The 21,283-nt window shown below is 71.5% G+C and carries 25 protein-coding genes; 20 read left to right on the top strand and 5 right to left on the bottom strand.

Going from position 1 to position 21,283, the window contains the following annotated elements; all coding sequences use genetic code 11:
* The 15 genes from GH747_RS18955 (at position 1) to GH747_RS18885 (ending at position 14,483) form a co-directional block, all read left to right on the top strand.
* Entirely contained in the window at positions 1 to 861 is an 861-nt protein-coding gene (locus GH747_RS18955) for a CpaE/TadZ family protein (RefSeq protein ID WP_149771192.1), read from the top strand.
* Complete coding sequence (locus GH747_RS18950) at positions 858 to 2,162, top strand: TadA family conjugal transfer-associated ATPase (protein WP_149771191.1); 1,305 nt, start codon at positions 858 to 860, stop codon at positions 2,160 to 2,162. Before GH747_RS18955 ends, GH747_RS18950 begins: the two co-directional genes overlap by 4 nt.
* The gene (locus GH747_RS18945) at positions 2,162 to 3,052 is read left to right on the top strand and encodes a type II secretion system F family protein (protein ID WP_149771190.1); all 891 of its coding nucleotides are present in this window, start codon (positions 2,162 to 2,164) and stop codon (positions 3,050 to 3,052) included. Before GH747_RS18950 ends, GH747_RS18945 begins: the two co-directional genes overlap by 1 nt.
* Positions 3,049 to 3,942, top strand: a complete 894-nt coding sequence (locus GH747_RS18940) for a type II secretion system F family protein (protein ID WP_149771189.1) — start codon at positions 3,049 to 3,051, stop codon at positions 3,940 to 3,942. The genes GH747_RS18945 and GH747_RS18940 overlap by 4 nt, the downstream gene beginning before the upstream one ends.
* Positions 3,943 to 3,968: 26 nt before the next feature.
* Positions 3,969 to 4,181: a hypothetical protein gene (locus GH747_RS18935; protein WP_149771188.1), complete on the top strand. Its 213-nt coding sequence runs from the start codon at positions 3,969 to 3,971 to the stop codon at positions 4,179 to 4,181.
* A complete protein-coding gene (locus GH747_RS22365; protein ID WP_228553015.1) occupies positions 4,178 to 4,600 on the top strand; it encodes a TadE family protein in 423 nt (140 codons plus the stop codon). The genes GH747_RS18935 and GH747_RS22365 overlap by 4 nt, the downstream gene beginning before the upstream one ends.
* Complete coding sequence (locus tag GH747_RS18925) at positions 4,597 to 5,076, top strand: TadE/TadG family type IV pilus assembly protein (RefSeq protein WP_149771186.1); 480 nt, start codon at positions 4,597 to 4,599, stop codon at positions 5,074 to 5,076. The genes GH747_RS22365 and GH747_RS18925 overlap by 4 nt, the downstream gene beginning before the upstream one ends.
* Complete coding sequence (locus tag GH747_RS18920) at positions 5,073 to 5,864, top strand: pilus assembly protein TadG-related protein (protein ID WP_149771185.1); 792 nt, start codon at positions 5,073 to 5,075, stop codon at positions 5,862 to 5,864. The genes GH747_RS18925 and GH747_RS18920 overlap by 4 nt, the downstream gene beginning before the upstream one ends.
* Positions 5,861 to 6,586 carry a hypothetical protein gene (locus GH747_RS18915; protein ID WP_153816637.1) on the top strand — a complete coding sequence of 242 codons (726 nt, stop codon included), beginning with the start codon at positions 5,861 to 5,863 and terminating at the stop codon, positions 6,584 to 6,586. Before GH747_RS18920 ends, GH747_RS18915 begins: the two co-directional genes overlap by 4 nt.
* On the top strand, positions 6,586 to 7,638 hold the full coding sequence (locus GH747_RS18910; RefSeq protein WP_149771182.1) for a hypothetical protein: 1,053 nt from the start codon (positions 6,586 to 6,588) through the stop codon (positions 7,636 to 7,638). Before GH747_RS18915 ends, GH747_RS18910 begins: the two co-directional genes overlap by 1 nt.
* A gap of 37 nt (positions 7,639 to 7,675) precedes the next feature.
* Entirely contained in the window at positions 7,676 to 10,513 is a 2,838-nt protein-coding gene (locus GH747_RS18905) for an AfsR/SARP family transcriptional regulator (protein WP_149771181.1), read from the top strand.
* Between the two features lie 188 nt (positions 10,514 to 10,701).
* The gene (locus GH747_RS18900; RefSeq protein ID WP_228553014.1) at positions 10,702 to 11,187 is read left to right on the top strand and encodes a peptidylprolyl isomerase; all 486 of its coding nucleotides are present in this window, start codon (positions 10,702 to 10,704) and stop codon (positions 11,185 to 11,187) included.
* A 108-nt stretch (positions 11,188 to 11,295) separates the two neighbouring features.
* Positions 11,296 to 12,897, top strand: coding sequence for a ribosomal protection-like ABC-F family protein (gene abc-f / locus GH747_RS18895; RefSeq protein ID WP_149771180.1), 1,602 nt, complete (start codon positions 11,296 to 11,298; stop codon positions 12,895 to 12,897).
* 33 nt (positions 12,898 to 12,930) lie between these two features.
* On the top strand, positions 12,931 to 13,722 hold the full coding sequence (locus GH747_RS18890; protein WP_149771179.1) for an enoyl-CoA hydratase/isomerase family protein: 792 nt from the start codon (positions 12,931 to 12,933) through the stop codon (positions 13,720 to 13,722).
* On the top strand, positions 13,719 to 14,483 hold the full coding sequence (locus GH747_RS18885) for an SDR family oxidoreductase (protein ID WP_149771178.1): 765 nt from the start codon (positions 13,719 to 13,721) through the stop codon (positions 14,481 to 14,483). Before GH747_RS18890 ends, GH747_RS18885 begins: the two co-directional genes overlap by 4 nt.
* Here the strand turns inward: GH747_RS18885 and GH747_RS18880 are convergent.
* The gene (locus tag GH747_RS18880) at positions 14,415 to 15,299 is read right to left on the bottom strand and encodes an SURF1 family cytochrome oxidase biogenesis protein (RefSeq protein ID WP_163695785.1); all 885 of its coding nucleotides are present in this window, start codon (positions 15,297 to 15,299) and stop codon (positions 14,415 to 14,417) included. The genes GH747_RS18885 and GH747_RS18880 overlap by 69 nt on opposite strands.
* Positions 15,300 to 15,364: 65 nt before the next feature.
* On the opposite strand from GH747_RS18880, the gene moaA reads away from it, so the two are divergent.
* Positions 15,365 to 16,396 (top strand): GTP 3',8-cyclase MoaA, encoded by a 1,032-nt coding sequence (gene moaA / locus GH747_RS18875; protein ID WP_149771176.1) that lies wholly within the window; start codon positions 15,365 to 15,367, stop codon positions 16,394 to 16,396.
* Between the two features lie 89 nt (positions 16,397 to 16,485).
* Here moaA and GH747_RS18870 read toward each other — a convergent pair whose 3' ends face one another.
* Both GH747_RS18870 and GH747_RS18865 read right to left on the bottom strand, forming a co-directional pair.
* On the bottom strand, positions 16,486 to 16,716 hold the full coding sequence (locus tag GH747_RS18870; protein ID WP_149771175.1) for an acetone carboxylase: 231 nt from the start codon (positions 16,714 to 16,716) through the stop codon (positions 16,486 to 16,488).
* On the bottom strand, positions 16,703 to 17,044 hold the full coding sequence (locus GH747_RS18865; protein WP_149771174.1) for a DUF3099 domain-containing protein: 342 nt from the start codon (positions 17,042 to 17,044) through the stop codon (positions 16,703 to 16,705). The genes GH747_RS18870 and GH747_RS18865 overlap by 14 nt, the downstream gene beginning before the upstream one ends.
* A gap of 41 nt (positions 17,045 to 17,085) precedes the next feature.
* Here GH747_RS18865 and GH747_RS18860 point away from each other — a divergent pair, with 41 nt between their 5' ends.
* Entirely contained in the window at positions 17,086 to 17,298 is a 213-nt protein-coding gene (locus tag GH747_RS18860) for a dodecin (protein ID WP_149771173.1), read from the top strand.
* Between the two features lie 3 nt (positions 17,299 to 17,301).
* A complete protein-coding gene (locus GH747_RS18855; RefSeq protein ID WP_149771172.1) occupies positions 17,302 to 17,811 on the top strand; it encodes a SixA phosphatase family protein in 510 nt (169 codons plus the stop codon).
* A 56-nt stretch (positions 17,812 to 17,867) separates the two neighbouring features.
* On the opposite strand, the gene serB is transcribed toward GH747_RS18855, so the two are convergent.
* Both serB and GH747_RS18845 read right to left on the bottom strand, forming a co-directional pair.
* Positions 17,868 to 19,082, bottom strand: a complete 1,215-nt coding sequence (gene serB, locus GH747_RS18850) for a phosphoserine phosphatase SerB (RefSeq protein ID WP_149771171.1) — start codon at positions 19,080 to 19,082, stop codon at positions 17,868 to 17,870.
* A gap of 30 nt (positions 19,083 to 19,112) precedes the next feature.
* The gene (locus GH747_RS18845) at positions 19,113 to 19,844 is read right to left on the bottom strand and encodes a hypothetical protein (RefSeq protein WP_149771170.1); all 732 of its coding nucleotides are present in this window, start codon (positions 19,842 to 19,844) and stop codon (positions 19,113 to 19,115) included.
* A gap of 114 nt (positions 19,845 to 19,958) precedes the next feature.
* Between GH747_RS18845 and GH747_RS18840 the strand changes: the two genes are divergently transcribed.
* Positions 19,959 to 20,747 carry an ABC transporter ATP-binding protein gene (locus tag GH747_RS18840; protein WP_149771169.1) on the top strand — a complete coding sequence of 263 codons (789 nt, stop codon included), beginning with the start codon at positions 19,959 to 19,961 and terminating at the stop codon, positions 20,745 to 20,747.
* A gap of 79 nt (positions 20,748 to 20,826) precedes the next feature.
* On the top strand, positions 20,827 to 21,273 hold the full coding sequence (locus tag GH747_RS18835; RefSeq protein WP_149771168.1) for an NfeD family protein: 447 nt from the start codon (positions 20,827 to 20,829) through the stop codon (positions 21,271 to 21,273).
* Positions 21,274 to 21,283 lie beyond the last annotated feature (10 nt).

Here is a 21,283-nt window from a genome sequence, read left to right as displayed (position 1 = left end):
ATGGCACTCATCGCCCTCGCCTCAGCCAAGGGTGCGCCCGGCGTCACGACAGCCGCTCTCGCGGTCGGTGCACTGTGGCCGCGACCCGTCCTGGTCGCCGAGTGCGACCCGTCGGGCGCGGACATCGCGATCCGGATGCCCCGCGACGACGGTGGCTCCCTCGACCCGCAGACGGGTCTGCTCAGCCTGGCCGCTGCGGGCCGGCGGTCGCTGCACCCGGGTCTCGTCGACGAGCACACCCAGCGCGTCCTCGGCGGGCTCGAGATCCTGGCAGGACCCCAGTTCCCGGAGCAGTCCGGCGGCCTCGCGCAGGCGTGGTCCCAGCTCGGCCCGCTGCTGTCCCGGATGCCGCAGCACGACGTGGTCGCCGACCTCGGACGCATCGGAGCCCTGACCCCGCAGAACGCGCTCCTCGCGAGCGCCGACGCCGTCGTGCTGCTCGTGGACACCGCACCGAGCAGCGTGGTCCACCTGCGCCACCGCCTCCGACCCGTCGCCGACATCGTCGGAGGGGCGTACGGCGCGCCGGTGCACGTCGCGGTGGTGGCTCCGCCGAAGCGCACCCAGGTCGTCCGTGAGATCCGAGACGCGCTGGTGGCGACCGACGTCGAGCTCGCCGGGGTGCACCACCTCGCGTACGACGAGCGCGGCGCCCACCTCTTCCAGGGCCAGACCCACCCGCGCCCCGACAAGCTCGCGCTGATCCGCTCCGCCGGCCCGCTGGTCGGCGAGCTGGCCGCCGCGGTCGCGCACGTGTCGCCGGTGCCGGTGGACGCGGAGATCTCCGAGCAGAGTGCCTATCCCGCCTCCGACGAGCAGGGTCCGTCCGTTCCGGGTCTGTGGTCGGAGGTCCAGCGATGATCGACCACGGACTCGTCCGTACGCTCCGCGGCCAGGTCGCCGACCGGCTCAATGAGCAGCGCCGCCGCGACCAGCTCGCCGGGCTCGCCGCGATGTCGACCGACGACGAGCGCGAGTACGCCCGATCACTGATCGTCCAGGTCCTCGAAGACCACGCCCGCTACGAGATGGCCGAGGGCCGCACGCCGCTGCAGCCGGACGTCGAGGCGGAGCTCGCGGGCGCGATCCACTCGGCCCTGTTCGGCGTCGGCCGCCTGCAGCCCCTGCTGGACGACCCCGAGGTCGAGAACATCGACATCAACGGCTGCGACCAGGTCTTCGTGCAGTATGGCGACGGCAGGGAGGAGCGCCACCCGCCGGTCGCCGAGAACGACGAGGAGCTCGTCGAGCTCATCCAGGTCCTCGGCGCCCACTCGGGCCTGTCGAGCCGCCCGTTCGACTCGGCCAACCCACAGCTCGACCTGCGGCTCCCCGACGGGTCGCGGCTGTCGGCGGTGATGAACGTCTGCGCCCGGCCGTCGGTGTCGATCCGTAAGGCGCGGATGCAGAAGGTGTTCCTCGACGACCTCGTCGGCAACGGCACGATGACGCCTGACGTGGCGGAGTTCCTGAAGGCCGCGGTCGCCGCCCGCAAGAACATCATGATCGCGGGGGCCACCAACTCGGGCAAGACCACGATGCTGCGGGCGATCGCCAACGAGATCCCGCCGCACGAGCGCATCATCACCGTCGAGCGTGCGCTCGAGCTGGGGCTCGGCGAGACCGTCGACCTCCACCCGAACGTCGTCGGGTTCGAGGAGCGCCTCCCGAACTCCGAAGGCCTCGGAGGCGTGACGATGGCCGAGCTCGTCCGTCGGTCGCTGCGCATGAACCCGTCCCGCGTCATCGTCGGCGAGGTCCTCGGCGACGAGATCGTCACGATGCTGAACGCCATGAGCCAGGGCAACGACGGCTCGCTGTCGACGATCCACGCGAACTCGTCCATCGAGGTGTTCAACCGCATCGCCACGTACGCGCTCCAGGCTCGTGAGCGGCTCCCGGTCGAGGCGACCCACCTGCTGGTGGCGGGTGCGCTCGACTTCGTCGTGTTCATGCGCAAGCACAACGACGCGCACCTCGGCGGCAGCCAGGCCCGCGTCGTCGAGAGCATCCGCGAGGTCGTCGGCTTCGACGCGCAGGTCCTGTCGTCGGAGGTGTTCGCGCCCGACGGCGAAGGGCGCGCGGTCGCTCACGCACCGATCTCGTGCGCCGACGAGCTGGCGGAGCACGGCTACGACCCGTTGGTGCACGGAGGCTGGTGATGGAGGAGCTGCGCGTCCCGCTGGCACTGACCGCCGGAGCCCTCGTGGGCGTCGGCGGGCTGATGCTCGTGCTCGCGCTGCGCCGTCGTGCGCCGCGACCGACGATGCTGCGGCAGAAGTCGCGCGCCTCACGGTCGGACCGTCAGAAGACGCTCACGATCGCCGGCGTGGTGGCGTTCGCCGTCACGCTCGTCGTCACGCGCTGGATCGTCCTCGCTGCCGTCGTCGGCATCGTCGTCGTCCTCTGGGACCGGCTCCTCGGCGGCGGACGCGCAGAGCGTGAGGCGATCGCTCGCGCCGAGGGCCTCGCCAACTGGATCGAGTCCCTCCGTGACACGATCGCCGGCGCTGTCGGTCTCGAGCAGGCGATCCCCGCGACGGCCAAGAACGCCGCACCGTCGATCCGCCCCGCGCTGAACCTCCTCGTCGACCGCCTCCGCGTGCGTGAGCCGTTGCCGGACGCGCTGATGCGGTTCGCCGACGACCTCGACGACCCGTCCGCTGACGTGGCCGTCGCAGCCCTCGTCCTCAACGCCCGCCTCCGCGGACCCGGCCTGCGCGAGGTGCTGTCGGCGCTCGCCGAGTCCGCCCGCGCCGAGCTCGACGTACGCCGTCGTGTGGAGTCGAGCCGCCGCAGCACGCGTCGCAGCGTGCAGATCGTGGTTGGCGTCATCGTCGTCGTCGCCGGCTCGCTCGTCGTCTTCAACCCCGAGTACGTCGAGCCGTACGGCTCGCTCACCGGGCAGCTCGTGCTCGCGGTCGTGCTCGCCATGTTCGGAGCCGCCGTGCTCTGGATGCGACGCCTGTCGGGCGTCGAGCAGCCCGAGCGCTTCCTCATCGCGGCGCAGCCCACCCGGGCACGCACCGACCGCAAGGCGGTGCGCGCATGACGCTCGCCCTGCTCGCCGGTGCCGCCGTCGGGGCGGGGATCCTGATCCTCGTCCGGATGAACGCCCGCCCAGTCCCCGGTGTCGCCGCGACCCTCGCGCGTGTCGACGGCGCCAAGCGCCGGGCACGTCGGAGGCCGGCGGCAGACGCCGAGAAGGCCGACCTCATCGACCGTTGGCGCGAGTCCGTGGGGGAGCGGATCGAGGACGAGGCGTCGGCCCGGGGATGGGCCTTCGCCCGTACGCGTGCCGACCTGGCCGTGCTCGACAAGCCGTTCGCCCAGCACCTCGGCACCAAGGTGCTGCTCGCCCTCGCAGCGCTCGTGTGGTTCCCGATGGTGTTCACGCTGCTCGGCTACGATCCGCTGGGCATCCCGGCGGTCGTGTCGGTGCTGCTCGCGGTCGGTGCGTTCTTTCTCCCCGATCTCCAGATCCACGGCGAGGCCGAGAAGCGGCGGCGCGACTTCCGCCACGTCACCGGCTCCTTCCTCGACCTCGTCGCGATGAACCTCGCCGGCGGCCGTGGCCTGCCTGAGGCGCTCCTGGCGGCGTCGACGGTCGGCGACCACTGGGCGATGGTGCGGATCCGGGAGGCCATCACCAACGCCCGCCTCTCCGGACGGACTCCGTGGGAGGGCATCGCGGCGCTCGGGCAGGAGCTCGGGGTCGACGAGTTGCGCGACCTCGCGTCGACGTTGGGCCTGGCAGGTGACGAGGGCGCACGCATCCGTGAGAGTCTTCTCGCGCGGGCTGACAGCATGCGGCGCCGCGAGCTGGCCGACATCGAGGGCGCTGCCGGTGAGAGCTCACAGTCGATGCTGGTGGCGCAGCTGTTGATGTGCGTCGCATTCTTGGTATTCCTGGCCTATCCCGCGGTGTCGAAGCTCGGGTGACGACGTGCAGCAAGGAGAGGAAACACATGTACTCACAGGTTCTGGCCGTTCAGGTGGCGGTCGCGCAGGTTCGCGCGCGTGCGGTGGCAGCGCGCCGCGAGGGACGCTCGGAGGTTGGCGCCTCGGCCGTGGAGTGGGCGATCATCTCGGCCATCGTGGTCGCGGCGGCGCTACTGATCGGCGGAGCGATCACGCAGGTCGTCGGCGACAACGTCAACCAGATCAACGACGGCGGCTGAGTCCGCACCGCCGCTCGATCGGCGGTGAGCGGGGCGCGAGCGCGGTCGAGTTCGCGATCATCGCCCCGGCCCTGCTGCTGCTCGTCTTCGCGACGATCCAGGTCGGGCTCTACATGTACGCCCGCAACGTCGCGCAGACGGCGGCCCGCGAGGGTGTCTCGTACCTTCGCCTGGCCGGCGACAACCCCAACGCCGACGCGTACCTCGGGCGTGCCGAGGAGCTCAGCGTCGGGTACGCGTCCAAGCTGGGCCGGCTCGACGGCGTGGTCGCCGATGGCGCCATCGACGAGGCGACCGGCCGCGTGACCATGGTCGTGCAGGGTGAGGCAGTCCTCCCGCTCGGCGGGCGCGTCACGGTCGTGCAGTCGGCGGACGCGACGCTGGAGCAGTTCCGGGTCGACCCGAGGGGCAGACCATGAGGGCGCGCGTCATCGCGGGGCGAGGTCGCGTCGTGCGCCGTGGCGAGAGCGGTGCGTCCAGCCTCGAGCTTGTCATCCTCGCGCCGTTCGTGATGATGCTGATGATGCTCATCGTCGCGTTCGCCCGGTACGCGCAGGCGGAGAACCTCGTCGACCAGGCCGCTCGCGACGCCGCGCGTGCGGCGACCGCCCAGAACGACCGCACCGCGGTCGCGCAGATCGCGGCCCAGACCGTCACCTCGACGATGGACGACGCACCGCAGAGTTGCCGCGACACCGCCAGCGCAGGCACGCCGGTCCTCAACGGCAAGGCGTTCGTCGTCCCCGATCCTGACGACATCGACGAGGTCGCCTCGGTGACGGTGACGGTGTCGTGCACGCTGAGCACCGGGGATCTGAGCTTCTTCCCGTTCTGGGACATCAACGTGGAGCGCTCGTTCACGAGTCCGCTCGACCGCTACCGGGGCTACCGATGAGCCGCCGGACGCGATGGATCGCACGCGTGGCCGCGGCGCGGGACGAGGCCGGCTCGGTCGCGCCGTTCGTCGTCATCGTGAGCGTCGGGCTGCTCCTGCTCGCCGGCCTGGTGATCGACGGCGGTCGCCAGCTCAACGCGAAGGGCATCGCGATCGCGTACGCCCAGGAGGCTGCGCGCGCCGGCGCCCAGGCGGTGAACGTGGCTGACCCGTCCCTCGACCTCATCACCTCGGCGGCGCTGTCCGCGGCACAGGAGTACTGCGCTCAGGCCAAGGCCGCCGACTCGTCGCTCGTGACCTGCAGGCCGGCGATCCGTGACGTCGTCATCGACGGCACGACCCTGCACGCCGTCGAGGTCACGACCGAGGTGTCGCGCTCCGCGATCGTGATCGGCATGATCGGCCGCGACACGCTCACCGCCAGCGGTATCGCCCAGGCACGCCCCGTGTCAGGGATCGACGCGCCGGACGACTCGAAGCTGCGAAGCCTCCCGCCCCCGGAGGTCGCGCCCCCGGGCAGCGAGGACGAGGACGGAGGGCTTCCGATCACCACGTGGTCTCCGCCGACTCCGACGCAGTTCGAGGAGTGCGTCCCCGCCGACGAGGATGAGGACGAGGAGGGTCCCGGTGGGCCCGGGGATCCTGACAAGCCCGGGGATCCTGACAAGCCCGGTGATCCAGACAAGCCCGGTGATCCAGACAAGCCCGGCGATCCTGGAAATCCAGACAAGCCGGAGGATCCGGACGACCTGCCGCCCTGTCCGCCGGCCGAGGAGGGCGCGCCGTGACGTGCTCGGACATCCACAGTTCACGCGGGCAGGGGTTTCACCCTGAGCCTTGTACCGGATATTGTGCGGATCGGTCTCACTTTTGCCAAAACGCGCGCAGGAAGGTCTCGGGAGTGCAGCTGCGTTGGATTCTGACCGCGGCGGCGGTCACGCTTGCCCTCGCGGGCTGCAGCGACGGCGAGGGCACCGCGACGGCTGATCCCACCCCGACGCCGACCACCGTCGCCACGACCACGCAGGCCCCGACGCCGTCGCCGCCTCCGACGACCACGGCACCCGCGAGCCCCTTTCCCGGCATCGCGATGACGTTCACCGGCGGCAATGCGAGTGACGGTCGGGTCGCGGTCCTCAAGACCTTCGTCGCGGGGAGTGCTTTCGCGTGGACTCAACGCCAGCAGCCACCTGAGCTGCGCGCCGTGCTCAATCGGGATCTCCAACGCGTGATCGCCACCGGGATCGCCAAGGCAAAGGCGAACGACTGGACGGTCTCCCCGCGCCCAGTAGTGCACCTGCAGTCGCTCGAAGGTTCGGGAAAGAAGGCGACGGCGCAGCTGTGCCGTTGGAACCCGTCGGTCGACTGGCGTCGCACGTCAGACAACAAGAACGTCCAGAACAGCGGCCAACGCTGGCAGAACCTGAAGCTCACCCTCGTCGCTGGCAGCCGAGGCTGGCAGGTCACCTCGGCGGCGGACAACGGCACGTGCGCGCGGAAGGCACCGTGATGTCGACCCTTCGCGCGCGAGCGCTCGTCGCTACTGCCTTCCTGGCGCTCCTCGTTGCCATGGTCGTGCCGGCGGCAGCGGATGAGTTTGGTGGTGGCGGTGGCGGCACCGGCGGTGGCGGCACCAACGTTCCCGCTTCGTCGCCACCACAGCAGGAGCAGATCCGCGACTGCACGGTCTACGCGAACGGCACCGGGATGGGCTCGTACTGCGCGGGCGGCTCGGGCAACGCGAAGACGCTGCGTGAGCGCTTCGGCGGCCAGGACTACGTCCTCTGCCGGTACGAAGCCCCGCCTGCCTGGGTCGACGTCCCCAAGAGCCCCAGCCCCGACGGCGCCTTCATGCTTAAGCGGTGCATCGAGGGGATCAACTGGGACACCGTGAACGGTGGGCGCGGGATGCACCTCACGATCTCGCTCGAGTGGGTTCCAGACGGCCAAGTTCCGCCGGTGCCGGAGAGCGACCTCATGGACTTCCTGTGGAATCGCGCGACCTCGGATACGGCGCTGCCGCAACCGTTCATGCGTCCGCAGCCGTCGCAGGTCCCGGTCGTCGGCTATCCGACCTACTTCACGTTCAGCTGGATCGACCCCAGCACGAACGACCCGATCGCCGAGGGACCGTACGCCGGCGACGTCCGAGGCGGCCCGTACCGCGAGGTCACCAACGGGCGGGGCCTCCGGATGGTCGCCGAGGCGACACAGATCGTCATCGACCCCCACCAGACCGACATGAAGCCGATCACCTGCACGCCTGACCAGCTCGTCTACGAGCCGGGCAAGTCCGTGGCCGAGCAGCGCCCGGACGCCTGCAAGATCACGTTCACGCGCTCGTCCGCGACGGCTGCAGCCTTCGCCGACGGCAAGGCGCCCGCGATGCCGCAGGTCTACCTCTCCGCGTACCCGGTGACCGTGACGGTGCACTGGCGGATCACCTACGGGTTCGGCGGCGAGATGCAGGAGCTCGGCAACGGCTTCGAGATGACCGCGACCCAACCCCTGCCGGTCCAAGAGGTCCAGGCCCCCAACGAGCCCCCGATCGTGCTCTTCTGACCCCCCATCCGTTACGACACACCGAAGGAGCGACGCGATGACCGCCACCCAGCGCAGCAGCCGCCTCCCCGTCACGCCTCAGGACGGCGGCCGTGGAGGTGACGTCGTGCGCGGGCTGGTCGCCCTCGTCGCCACGCTCGCGCTGGTCATCGGCATCCCCGTCGCCCTCGCGTCGGCGTTCGGCGCCCCGTGGCCGTCGCAGGTTCCTGACCTCGCCTGGGTGACGCAGCCCCTGACGACCGACGTCCTGATGCATGTGCTGGCCGCCGTCGTGTGGCTGGCCTGGCTCCACTTCGTCGTCTGCCTGGTCGCGGAAGCCGTGTCGGAGATCGGCGCTCGCGGTCTCGCGCCGCGGATTCCCGGCGGTGGCATCGGCACCCAGGCGCTCGCCCGCAAGCTCGTGACGACCATCGTCCTGCTGGTGGGGACGGCGTCGATCGCGGCGCCTGCAGCAACCGCCGCCGTGCCCGCACCCGAGCACCGCCCGGTGGGCATCGAGCGGGTCGTCGGCAGTGCCGAGCGTTCCGTCGAAGCCCAGACCACGCAGCAGGCCACCAAGGTCGCCGATGCCGAGCGCCCGGCCGTGAGTGAGCTCTCGCGGGCGACGCGCGCCGAGCAGCGCGGCGGAGACCTCACGACGTACTACGACGTGAAGCCGCCGAACAACCGCAACTACGACACGCTGTGGGACATCGCCGAGCGGTACCTGGGAGACGGGTTCCGCTACAAGGAGATCTATGCGATGAACCGCAACGTCGTCCAGCCGGACGGCCGCACCCTCAGCAACCCCGACCTGATCCACCCGGGCTGGGTCATGAAGATGCCAAACGATGCCCGCGGCCCGGGCCTCAAGGTCGTCGAGGCGGCTCGCGACGACCTGGCTTCCCCCAGCTCGAACACCGGCACCCCTGGCGCCGCGGGGAGCAGCGCTGCTGATGACGCGGCAGTCAGCGGGGGAGAGAGCGGCGGGGCCGAGGTCGGCGGCGGTGTGGGTGGCGTGGTCGAGGCCCGTGCGGCCTCCTCGTCGTCCATCGGCGAGTGGGCGCCGGTCTTCGGTGTCGCCGGCGGCCTCGCGCTGGCCGGTGCGCTGGTCGGCCTGCGGCGTCGCCGCGCGTCGAATCCCGGCGGTGGCCCCGACCGCCCCAAGGGCTCGTCGGCGAAGTCCTCGTCGCAGATCGACGTCGCGGCACGCGTCGAGGCGGGTCTGCGGGACGAGGCAGCCCCCGCGGATGCCGAGTGGCTCGCCGGCGCCGTACGCGGTCTTCACGCCACGGCCCTCCCACCGCTGGCCCGCGCGGCCCTGTCGTCGGACGGGCTGGTCGCTGCGTTCCGGTCGGAGCCGTCGACCGCATTGCCCGACGGCTGGGCGAGCACGAGCGACGCCAGGACCTGGATGCTCCCGCGTGAGGCGGCGACGATGTCCGGCGCGCTCTCGCCGCTTCCCGCACTGGTGTGCGCCGGCACCCGCGACGACGGTGCCGTGCTGCTCCTGGACCTCGAGTCGTACGACGGCGTCGTGTCGCTCGGCGGCGATCCGGTCGTCGCCCGTGGCGTCGCGATGAGCCTCGCCGTCGAGACCGCGACGCACCCGTGGGCAGACAGCCCGGTGGTGACGTTGGTCGGGTTCGCCGACGACGTCTCGGCCATCGGCAACGTCGAGGCCGTCAGCGACATCGGGCGTGCGCTCGACGCCCTCGACAACGTCGCCCACGACCACCGGGCAGCCTGCCGGGCGTACGCGGTCGACTCGGTCCCGCAGCTCCGCCAGGTGAGCGACGACCCAGGTCGGGTGCGGCTCCAGCTCGTCGTCTGCTCCGGCGTCCCGGACCCGGCGGCGCTCGCCCGGCTCCACGCGTGGGCGGCCGACCCGATGGTCGCCGTCGCTGTCGTCGTGGTCGGCGACTGCCCGGACGCCGCCGCGAGGCTCACTGCGACCGAGGACGGGCGTCTCGTCAGCGCCCCGCACGCGATCGACGTCCTCGCGCAAGAGCTCTCGCCCGAGGCCTGCCGCGGCCTCGCAGACCTGTTCACGCTGCCGACCGAGCCCGCGTCGATGTCGATCGAGGAGCTCGCCGAGGCGCTGGTCGTCGAGGAGGCGGTCCTCGCGACGGGGGACGACGAGCCCGTGGTGGTCTCGGTCGACCTGCTCGGCCCGGTGGTCGTGCGGGCTCCTGGTCCGATCGACGAGGCACGCCGCGACCTGTTCACCGAGATCGTCGCGTACCTCGCGGTCCACCCGGACGGCGTGCACGTCAACGTCCTCACGGCTGCGATCTGGCCGCGCGGCGTCGACCCTGAGACGCGCGACGCCACGATGAGTGCGGTCGCCGAGTGGGTCGGCACGACCGGCGCCGGCGAGCCCGTCCTCACGTCCGACGCGGGCGTGTGGGCTCTGCGCCGCAGCGCGGTCGCCTGTGACTGGGATCGGTTCCGCGCAGCGCTCAACCGCGCCGTCACCAGCCGCGCCCGGGTGCCCGCGCTCCGCACAGCGATGTCGCTGGTCCGCGGCACGGCCTTCACCGGTGTGCCGCAGGGGCGCTACGCGTGGCTGGCGCACCTCGGCGTCGAGGAGGACGTCGCCCTCGCGGTCGAGATGACGTCCGCAGCGCTGGCCACCGAGTGCACGGCCGTCGACGACGCCAACGGAGCGAGGGACGCGCTGCTCGCGGGACTCGCCGCGCTTCCCGCCAGCGAGACGCTGTGGTGTGCCGCGATGCGTCTGGCGGTCCGCTTCAGCGGACGCGCAGACGCGACCGTGGTGGCGGACCAGATGTACGCCGCGATCGCCGCCCACGGCTCGCCGCTCGGAGCAACCTCGCGCACTCACGCACTCGTGGAGGAGCTGCTCCCGGGCTACCGGCGCGGTGTCGCCTGAGGCGAGGCCGCCCCCTCCCGGTACGGTTCCGTCCGTCGGATCCACTGAAAGGAACTCCCGTGCGCCTGCGCATGCTCGTCTCGGCCGTCGCCCTCCTGTTCGTCGCGACCGCGTGCGGAGGTGACTCCGGCAACGGCGACAGCGACGGCGCGGGGGTGACCGCTCAGCAGGCCACGCTCAAGACGACCATGGGCGACATCACGGTCGATCTCTACGCCGACGAGGCTCCAGAGACAGTCGCCAACTTCGTCGGTCTCGCGACCGGCGACAAGGAGTGGACCGACCCTGAGACGGGCGAGAAGTCGAGCGACCCGCTGTACGACGGCACGACGTTCCACCGGGTCATCTCTGGCTTCATGATCCAGGGCGGCGACCCCCTCGGCACGGGCATGGGCGGCCCGGGCTACGAGTTCGAGGACGAGATCGACACCGCCCTCACCTTCGACGAGCCGTACCAGCTCGCGATGGCCAACTCCGGACCCGACACGAACGGCTCGCAGTTCTTCATCACGACGGTGCCCACGCCGCACCTCGACGGGCTCCACACGATCTTCGGTGTCGTGGCCGACGACGAGAGCAAGGCGGTCGTGGACGCCATCTCGGCAGTGCCGACCGACGCGACCGACAAGCCGCTCGAGCCGGTCGTGATCGAGTCCGTCGTCGTCGCCGACTGACGCACCTCCGTACACTGGGCGAGGCGACCGGATCCCGGTCGTCCTCGGACGTCGTCACGCCCACGTCCGCACGACCCACCCTTCGCCGACTCCCGGGAGCACTGCGCCATGATCAGCGTCAACGACGTGGAGCTGCGCGTCGGCGCCCGCGTCCTCATGTCCGGAGCGACCTTCCAGGTCGTCGACGGCGACAAGATCGGGCTGGTGGGCCGCAACGGCGCAGGCAAGACGACCTTGACCAAGATCCTCGCCGGCGAGGGCGACGACCCGGCCGGCGGGCAGATCGTCCGCCGCGGCACGATCGGCTACCTCCCGCAGGACCCGCGCAGCGGTGACGCCGAGATGCTGGCGCGCGACCGGATCCTGTCGGCCCGCGGTCTCGACGAGGTCTACAGCGCGTTGCGCCGGTCCGAGATCGAGATGGGCTCCGACGACGACGCCGTGCGCGACAAGGCGATGAAGCGGTACGCCCGCGCTGACGCCGAGCTGCACGCCGGAGGCGGGTACGCCGCCGCGTCCGAGGCCGCGACGATCGCCGCGAGCCTCGGCCTGCCGGACCGTGTCCTCGAGCAGCCGCTGAAGACGCTCTCGGGTGGCCAGCGGCGTCGCATCGAGCTGGCCCGCATCCTCTTCCTCGGCGCGGACACGCTGCTCCTCGACGAGCCGACCAACCACCTCGACCACGACTCGATCGTGTGGTTGCGCAACTTCCTGATGAGCTACCGCGGCGGCGTGATCGTGATCAGCCACGACGTCGTCCTGCTCGAGGACGTCGTCAACAAGGTGCTCCACCTCGACGCGAACCGTGCCGAGATCGACGTCTACAACATGGGCTGGCGCAAGTACCTCCAGCAGCGGGAGACCGACGAGCGTCGCCGCAAGCGGGAGCGCGTCAACGCCGAGCGCAAGGCGTCGACGCTGATGGCGCAGGCCGACAAGATGCGGGCGAAGGCCACGAAGGCCACAGCCGCCCAGAACATGGCTCGTCGCGCCGAGAAGATGCTGGCGGGCCTCGAGGGCGAGCGTGCCCCCGACCGCGTCGCGAAGATCGACTTCCCGACGCCGGCCGCGGTGGGCAAGACGCCGCTCATGGCCGAGGGCCTCTCGAAGTCGTACGGCTCCCTGGAGATCTTCACCGACGTCGACCTCGCGATCGACCGGGGGAGCCGCGTCGTGATCCTCGGCCTCAACGGTGCGGGCAAGACGACGCTGCTGCGCATGCTCGCGGGTCTGGACGAGCCCGACACCGGCAAGATCCTCCCGGGCCACGGGCTGAAGCTCGGCTACTACGCCCAGGAGCACGAGACGCTGGACCTCGACCGTACCGTCCTCGAGAACATGCAGTCGTCGGCTCCGGCGCTCACCGACACCCAGGCGCGCAGCGTGCTCGGCGCGTTCCTGTTCAGCGGCGACGACGCTCACAAGCCGTCGCGGGTGCTCTCCGGTGGCGAGAAGACCCGGCTCGCGCTGGCGACGCTGATCGTGTCCGCCGCCAACGTGCTGCTGCTCGACGAGCCCACCAACAACCTCGACCCGGCCTCCCGCGAGGAGGTGCTCGGCGCGATCCGTGCGTACGAGGGCGCGATCATCCTCGTCACCCACGACGAGGGTGCGGTCGAGGCCCTCCAGCCGGACCGCGTGCTGATCCTTCCCGACGGGGTCGAGGACCTGTGGACCAAGGAGTACGAGGACCTCATCAGCCTCGCCTGAGCGCTGTCCGGCGTGCCCGATAGCCTCGGGTGCATGAGCTATCCCTCCACCGACGAGCTGGCTGCTGCCGGCCTCGCGATCGCGGTCGACGGCGCGGTCCTGACCGTCACCCTCAACCGACCGGACGTCCGCAACGCGCAGACGCCTGCGATGTGGCGCGGGCTCGCCGCGATCGGTGCCGCGGTCCCTGCCGACGTCCGCGTGGTCGTCCTCCGCGGCGCGGGTGCATCGTTCTCCGCCGGTCTCGACCGGTCGATGCTCTCGCCCGGCGGCATCGAGGGTGAGGTGTCGTTCCCTCAGATGGCGGCGGCTCCGGAGGCCGAGTTCGATGCGACGGTCGCGTCGTACCAGGCGGGCTTCACGTGGCTGCGCAACCCGCAGTTCGTCTCCGTCGCGGTCGTCCAGGGTCACGCCGTGGGTGCCGGGTTCCAGCTGGCGCTCGCGTGCGACCTGCGCGTGCTCGCCGACGATGCGCAGCTGTGCATGAAGGAGCCGGCGCTCGGCCTCGTCCCGGACCTCACCGGCACGAAGCCGTTGGTCGACGCGGTCGGCTACGCGCGAGCGCTCGAGATCTGCGCGACAGCACGATGGGTGCAGGCCGAGGAGGCGTACGCGCTCGGGCTCGGGCAGTCGCTCGTCGGTCACGGCGACCTCGACGACCACGTCGCGGCGCTGGTGTCCGCGTTGACGGCAGCACCGCACGGCGCGGTCAGCGCCACGAAGGCGCTGCTCCAGTCCGCCGGTGACCTCGACCTCACCGAGCAGTCGTCGGCCGAGCGCGCGGCGCAACGCGGCCGGTTCGTCGACCTGATGAGCGCGCGATGAGCACGCCGTACGACCTGAGCGGCCGCACCTACGTCCTCACCGGGTCGAGCAAGGGCCTCGGGTTCGCGACCGCCGAGGTGCTCGTAGGCCTCGGGGCCAACGTCGTCGTGACGGGTCGCGACCGCGCCGCGCTGGACGTGGCGGTCGAGCAGCTCGGTGCCGAGCACGCGGTCGGAGTCGCCGCGGACAACGCGGACCCCGACGCGCCGCGGGCGATGGTCGCCGCAGCCCGGGAGCACTTCGGTGGCATCGACGGCCTGCTCGTCAGCGTCGGGGGCCCGCCGGGTGGACGGGTGGGCGACGTGACCGACGACCAGTGGAGGGACGCGTTCGACGCGGTCTTCCTCGGCGCCGTACGCATCGTCCGCGAGATCGCGCCTGAGCTCGGCGAGGGCGGCTCGATCGCGCTCGTGCTGTCGTCGTCGGTACGCGCGCCGATCGGCGGCCTCGCCATCAGCAACGGGCTGCGGCCGGGGCTCGCGATGCTCGTCAAGGACCTCGCCGACGACCTCGGGCCGCGGGGGATCCGCATCAATGCCCTGCTGCCGGCGCGGATCGACACCGAGCGGGTGCGTTACCTCGACGGCCTCTCCGGCGACGCTGCGGCGCAGCGGGCGACCAACGAGCGGTCGATCCCGCTCGGACGCTACGGCCGTCCGGAGGAGTTCGGCGCAGCCGCAGCGTTCCTGCTGTCACCTGCCGCCGCGTACATCACCGGGACGATGCTCCCGGTCGACGGCGGGGCGATCCGGGGCCTGTGAGGTGGCGCGCACGGACGTGGCACGCTCTGCAGCGGCTCGCGCAGCCGGCACGGAGCGTTGACCGGGACGGGCGTGGCCGGCCTTGCGCGGGCCACGCGGGTGCGCCTCGGTCCACGCGAACCAACCGAATCCCACCAGGGCGAGAGCCGCGAAGAACCACCACTGGAGGCCGTAGAAGAAGTGCGGTCCCTGGCCCAGCTCAGGACCGTCGGGGAGGGTGAGCCCGGTCGCCGCGGGATCCTGCTCCTCGAGCGCCAGGTAGCCACCCTCGTACAGGGGGTAGTCGAGCGCCGGTGCCATCCCCAGCGTCGAGATCGCCCGCACCTGGCCGTCGTCGGGCTGGGTCGCGTGGAGCGGGACGTGGTCGTTCGCACGCCACGACCCGACGACGGTGACCTCACCGGTCGGGGGCTCCGGGATGTCGAGCGTGGCGTTGGTGGTGTTGGCCGACGGCATCCACCCGCGATCCACAAGCACGGCGGTGCCGTCCGCCGTACGCAGGGGAGTGACCACCTCGACGCCGGGACCGGCCTCGCGGGTCTGGTACTTCACGACGACCTGGCCCGCGGTGTCGTACGTGCCCGTGACCTCGACCTGGATCCACTCGTTCTGCTCGGACTGATCGCTATCCGCGGTGGCGACCTCGGCGACCGCCACCGGCGCAGCGGCGAGGTTCGCGCGGGCCACGTCGTTGCGAGCGAGGCGCTGGTCGAGGCGTCCGAACTGCCAGAAACCCAGCCAGATGCACACGCCGGCCAGGAGCGCGACGAACAGCGCGAACGCGACCCAACGACGCGTCAGCAGGAACCGGTACACGACTCGACGGTAGCGAACCGCTCCACACCACTCGACGGGCAGGGCGCGACACCTAGACTGACGACATGACAGCCGAAGCCGTCGTGCCTCTCGCTTCCCCGCACGCGACGCGGCTCGTCGACCGCCACGGGCGGACGGCGACCGACCTGCGTGTGTCGCTGACCGACCGCTGCAACCTGCGCTGCCAGTACTGCATGCCGGCGGAGGGGCTCGACTGGATGCCCACCGAGCAGACCCTCACCGACGACGAGGTCGTCCGCCTGGTCACGATCGGCGTCGAGAAGCTCGGCATCACCGACGTCCGGTTCACGGGCGGGGAGCCGCTCCTGCGGCGAGGGCTGGCCGGGATCGTCGCCGCGACGAAGGCACTCACGCCGTCGCCGACCGTCTCGCTGACCTCCAACGGGCTCGGCCTCAAGCACACCGCCCAAGCGCTCGCCGAGGCCGGTCTGGACCGCGTGAACATCAGTCTCGACACGATCCGGCCCAACACCTTCGAGCAGATCACCCGCCGCGACCGGCACGCCGACGTCGTCGCCGGGCTCGAGGCGGCGCAGGCTGCGGGGATCGAGCCGGTGAAGGTCAACGCCGTCCTGCTGCGGGGGATCAACGACGACCAGGCTCCGGAGCTGCTCGACTGGTGCATCGAGCGCGGCTACCGGTTGCGCTTCATCGAGCAGATGCCGCTGGACGCCCAGCACGGCTGGGACCGCGGGTCGATGGTGACGGCCGACGAGATCTTCGAGAAGCTCGCCCCGCACGTCGAGCTGACGCCGGCCGACCGTGCGCGAGGGTCGGCGCCGGCCGAGGAGTTCCTCGTCGACGGCGGTCCGGCGACCGTCGGGATCATCGCGTCCGTCACGCGCCCGTTCTGCGGCGACTGCGACCGCGTCCGGCTCACGGCCGACGGCCAGGTGCGCAACTGCCTGTTCGCCCGCGAGGAGTCAGACCTGCGGGCTGCGCTGCGCGGGGGAGCGTCCGACGACGAGATCGCCGACCGCTGGCGCGCCGCGATGTGGACGAAGCTCCCGGGTCACGGCATCGACGACGTGGGCTTCCTGCAGCCGAGCCGGCCGATGTCCGCGATCGGCGGCTAGCACGGGCGTACGCCGACCGCTCCCGCGCCGTTCGTGCGGGCCTGGCGGTGAGTGTGGTCCCACGTGGGGTGCGGGTGGTGGGACCAGGGTCACCGCGCGGGGGGAAGGTCGGAGACCGGCTGCGTCTCCTTCCAGAACCCGCGCGCCGACAGGAACTGGCGCAGCGAGGGCTCGTGCTCGTCGCACGCGAGCCAGGTCTTGCGCCGGTCCGGGGTGTGGATCTTGGGGTTGTTCCACAGCACGGCGTGCTTCGCGGGCGCGTCGCAGCCCTTGGAGGAGCAGATCAGCGGAGCCTGGTCTGCGGGGTCACTCTGGGTCATCGGATCCTGCCGTGGAGGGTTTCGGGGGGTCGGGCTTCACCGTCGGTCCGGTGCCGAGCTGGCCGATCGGCTCCGGGTGGACGACATCGGCCTGCGGCAAAGGCTTGCGGCGCGCCGTGTTGGCGAACACCACGGCGACGTAGGGCAGGAACAGCGCCCCCACGATGAAGAACCAGCGGGCCCACCCGTCGACGACGACCGCCAGGATGAAGCAGACCGTACGGATCAGCATCGACACCAGGTAGCGGTTCTGCCGGTGCCGCAGCTCCTCGCTTCGACCGACCTGCGCGGTCGTGATCGCGACCGGGTCGTCGTGACGATCGTCCATCCCCCCACGGTACGCCAGCCGATCAGCGGCATGATGGGCGCATGACGAACCGTACCTACCGCATCACCGAGATCGTCGGCACCTCCAGCGACGGCGTCACCGAGGCCATCACCAACGGCATCAAGCGGGCGTCCCAGACGCTGCGCCACCTCGACTGGTTCGAGGTCGAAGGGATCCGCGGCCACATCGAGGGCGACAGCGTGGAGCACTACCAGGTGACCCTCAAGATCGGCTTCCGGCTCGAGGACGACTAGCCGGTGAAGCAGCTCGTCGTCGTCCGGCACGCCAAGGCCGAACCGTCCGCGCCGTCGGACGCCGCCCGGGCGCTGACCTCGCGTGGGCGCGCGGACGCGCGCCTGCGGGGGGAGCAGCTGGCCGTCTACATGACAGGGACGGCGAAGGCGCTGGTCTCGCCGGCCGTGCGCACCCGGGAGACCTTCGACGAGCTCAACACCACCTTGGGGCTCGAGCCCAGCGAGGTGGCGCACCCTGCGGGACTGTACGCCGCGACCGCCCACGGCGTCCTCCAGGAGGTGCGGATGGTCGAGGGCGAGCCGAGCACGGTGCTCGTGGTCGGCCACAACCCCGCGATGGGGGATCTCGTGTGGATGCTGCACGACGGGACCCACAACGGTGCCTGGAAGGCGTACAGCGACCGCGGCTTCCCGACGTCGGCAGCGGCCGTCCTGACGTACGACGGCGACTGGTTCGACATCGATCCGCGCGCGATGCGGCTCGAGGACTTCGTCGCGCCGCCGCCCCGCTGAGCCCGCCAGGGCCGAGGGCGCGCGACGGAGGTCGGACCCGTACGACGCACCCGGTGTCAGTCGACGACGGCGTCCGCCGCCTCGACCTCCTCGCGGGTGATGCCGAGGAGGAACACGATCGCGTCGAGGTACGGGACGGACAGCGAGGTGTCGGCGGCATCGCGTACGGCGGGCTTGGCGTTGAACGCGACGCCGAGGCCGGCTGCGTCCAGCATGTCGAGGTCGTTGGCGCCGTCGCCGATCGCCACCGTGTTCGCGAGGGCGATGCCGGCCTCGTCGGCGAACCGCCGCAGCGCCGCGGCCTTGCCCGCGCGGTCGACCACCTGGCCGGTGACGCGACCGGTGAGGTGGCCGTCCACGACCTCGAGGGTGTTGGCCGCCCAGTAGTCGATGTCCAGCTCGGCCGCGAGCTTGTCGATGATCTGCGTGAAGCCGCCCGAGACCAGCGCGAAGCGGTATCCGAGGCGCTTCAGCGTCCGGATCATCGTGCGGGCGCCGGGGGCGAGCTGGATCGAGGCGTGGACCTCGTCGAGAGCCGACTCGGGCACCCCGGCGAGCAGGGCGACACGCTCCTGGAGCGACTCCGCGAAGTCGAGCTCGCCGCGCATCGCCGCCGCCGTGACGTCGGCGACCTCCTTCTCGTAGCCGGCGTGGGCCGCGATCATCTCGATCACCTCGCCCTGGATGAGCGTCGAGTCCACGTCCATGACGACGAGGCGCTGCGCGTGCTGGTGGATGCCGAGCGCCTGGACCGCCACGTCGATGCCCTGGGCCGCGGCCTCGAGCGCGAGCGCGCGCCGCAGGACGTCGGGGTCGGCGCCGGACACGTCGAGGTCGATCGCGGTCACGGGGTAGCGGGCCATCCGGACGATGCGGTCGATGTTGCCGCCGGCCTCGGCGACCTTCGCGGTGATCGCGGCGAACTGCCGGGTGAGCAGCGGCGCGCCCAGAACGGTGACGTGGCTGCGTCCGCGCCGACGACCGCGGTTGTCACCGCGCCCGTACGCGACCTCCTGCTCCATGCCGAGCTCAGCGGCCACCCTGACGACCGTCGCCTCGAACGCTGCAGGGTCGCTCGGCGCGGTGAGCAGCACGGCGAGCACGAGGCGACCGCGCAGCACGATCTGCTCCACGTCGATCACCTCGACGGCGTGCGGGGTGAAGGCCTCGAAGAGACGCGCCGTGACACCGGCGTGGTCGCGCCCGAGCAGGGTCACGGAGACGGTCGGTGCGTCGAGAGGAGCGGTCGGCGTCGGCACGGGCGCGTTCACGGGTCCGAGATTAGGCCATCGCCGCCGGGTTCAGCGTGGCCGACCCGCGTCTGCTGCGACGACGAGCGCGTGCCGTGCCGTACGGGCCAGCGTCCGCAGGTGCGACGAGCGCGTGTCGGTCTCCCACGCCGTCACCGCGCCCGACTCGACCTCGTCGGCGAGCTCGGCGATCGCCAGGCAGCGGAGCGCGGTGGCGGCGAGCTGCTCGGCACGCGGGTCGTACCCGGGCGCGAGCAGCGGTCCCGTGGCATCACGGATGCCCGCCAGGGCCTCCCGCACCTCGGGCTGCCAGCGGGCGACGTCGAGCTTCAGCAGCGCCTCGGCGGTGACGGCAAGCTCCGTACGCAGCTCGCGCGACGCCTCGCCGAGGCCGACGCCGGGGGCGACGGGACGCGCCTCGTACCGGTGCCAGAAGACTCCGCGGCCGACGACCTCCGGGATCAGGCCGATGCCGGCGCCGTCGATGACGACCGCCTCTCCGGCGTCGGTGGCGGCGGCGGTGAACGTCGCGGGACCGGCCAGCCCGTACGGGTCCCCGGGCTCGGGCAGCGCCAGCGTCGCGCCGGTCGCCCCTGCACGCCGCAACGCACCCCACGTCAGGACGAGGGACTGCGCGGACCGGTCTCCGTCGAGGGCGACCAGGACGTGGTGTGCGGCATCGTCACCGCGTACGGCGTCGGTGGCGGTCTCGAGCGGCGCGGTGTCGGCGAGCCAGGCGTTGAACCACGCCACCCATCGTGCGGAGCGGGTCAGGGTAGGCACGACGACGAGCCTAGGTCGTCAGGCGCCGCAGCGTCTTGGTCGACCCGCGTCAGGCGGGCGAACACACGGTGCCGTAGGTTTGTGACGCCCACCCCGAAAGCGCAGGAGTAGTGCATGGCGCCCGTGCTCGAGCTCGCCGACGTCACCGTACGACGCGGCAAGGCCACCTTGCTCGACGAGGTCACTGTGACCGTCAACGAGGGGGAACGCTGGGTGGTTCTCGGACCCAACGGCGCCGGCAAGACCACCATGCTCCAGATCGCGGCGACGCAGATGCATCCGTCGTCGGGCACGGCGACCGTGCTCGAAGAGGTCCTCGGCGCCGTGGACGTCTTCGACCTGCGTCACCGCATCGGCTACACGAGTGCCGCAGTCGCTGAGCGCATCCCGCGCCGTGAGCGCGTCCTCGACGTGGTCCTGACGGCGTCGTACGGCGTGACGGGCCGCTGGCGCGAGGAGTACGAGGAGTTCGACGAGGCGCAGGCCCACCTCCTCCTGAGGCTGATGGGCGTCGACGACCTCACGGACCGCACCTTCGGCACTCTCAGCGAGGGGGAGCGCAAGCGCGTCCTGATCGCGCGCGCCCTGATGACCGACCCCGAGCTGCTGCTCCTCGACGAGCCGGCCGCCGGCCTCGACCTGGGCGGACGGGAGGACCTCGTCTCCAACCTCGGCAAGCTCGCACGCGACCCCGACGCACCGGTGCTGATCCTCGTCTCGCACCACGTCGAGGAGGTCCCGCCCGGCTTCACCCACGTGCTGATGCTCCGCGACGGCAAGATCACCGCGGCCGGGCCGATCGAGGACACGCTCACGGCGCAGAACCTCGCGATCACCTTCCACATGCCGCTCATCCTCGAGCACCGCGACGGACGGTACGCCGCCCGCCGGGCGCCGCGCTGAGACGATGCGTTCGCAGGACGCTCGGCGGGTCCGCCGGCATACGGCGCCATCTGACCGTCCGGTCGCCTAGAGTCTCGCTATGGGGTGGCTTTCGGACAACGCGTGGGCCGGCTGGGTCGCCGCCGGGCTGCTGCTCGCGACTGCCGAGCTGATGAGTCTCGACCTCGTCCTCCTGATGCTGGCGGTCGGCGCCTTCGCCGGCGCAGGCACGGCCGCGCTCGGTGGATCCTTCGCCGTCTCCGCCCTGGTCGCGAGCGTCGTCTCGCTGCTCATGCTGTTCCTCGCGCGGCCGTCGATGGTCAAGCGCCTCCACCGCGGTCCGGACCTGGTGTCCGGCACGACGGCGCTGATCGGCAGCTCGGCGGTCGCACTGACGACCGTCGACGCGAACCAGGGCCAGGTGAAGCTCGGAGGCGAGACGTGGTCGGCACGGTCGTACGACCCGTCGGTCACCATCGAGGCGGGCGCGAAGGTCTCGGTGTTCGAGATCGACGGAGCGACGGCCGTCGTCTACCCCGAAGGCTGAGAGGCCGCGT

It is taken from the genome of Mumia xiangluensis (assembly GCF_010994095.1).
GTDB lineage: Bacteria > Actinomycetota > Actinomycetes > Propionibacteriales > Nocardioidaceae > Mumia > Mumia xiangluensis.
The sequence above is the reverse complement of the archived record's forward strand: the minus strand, read 5'-3'. Positions and strand labels throughout refer to the sequence as shown.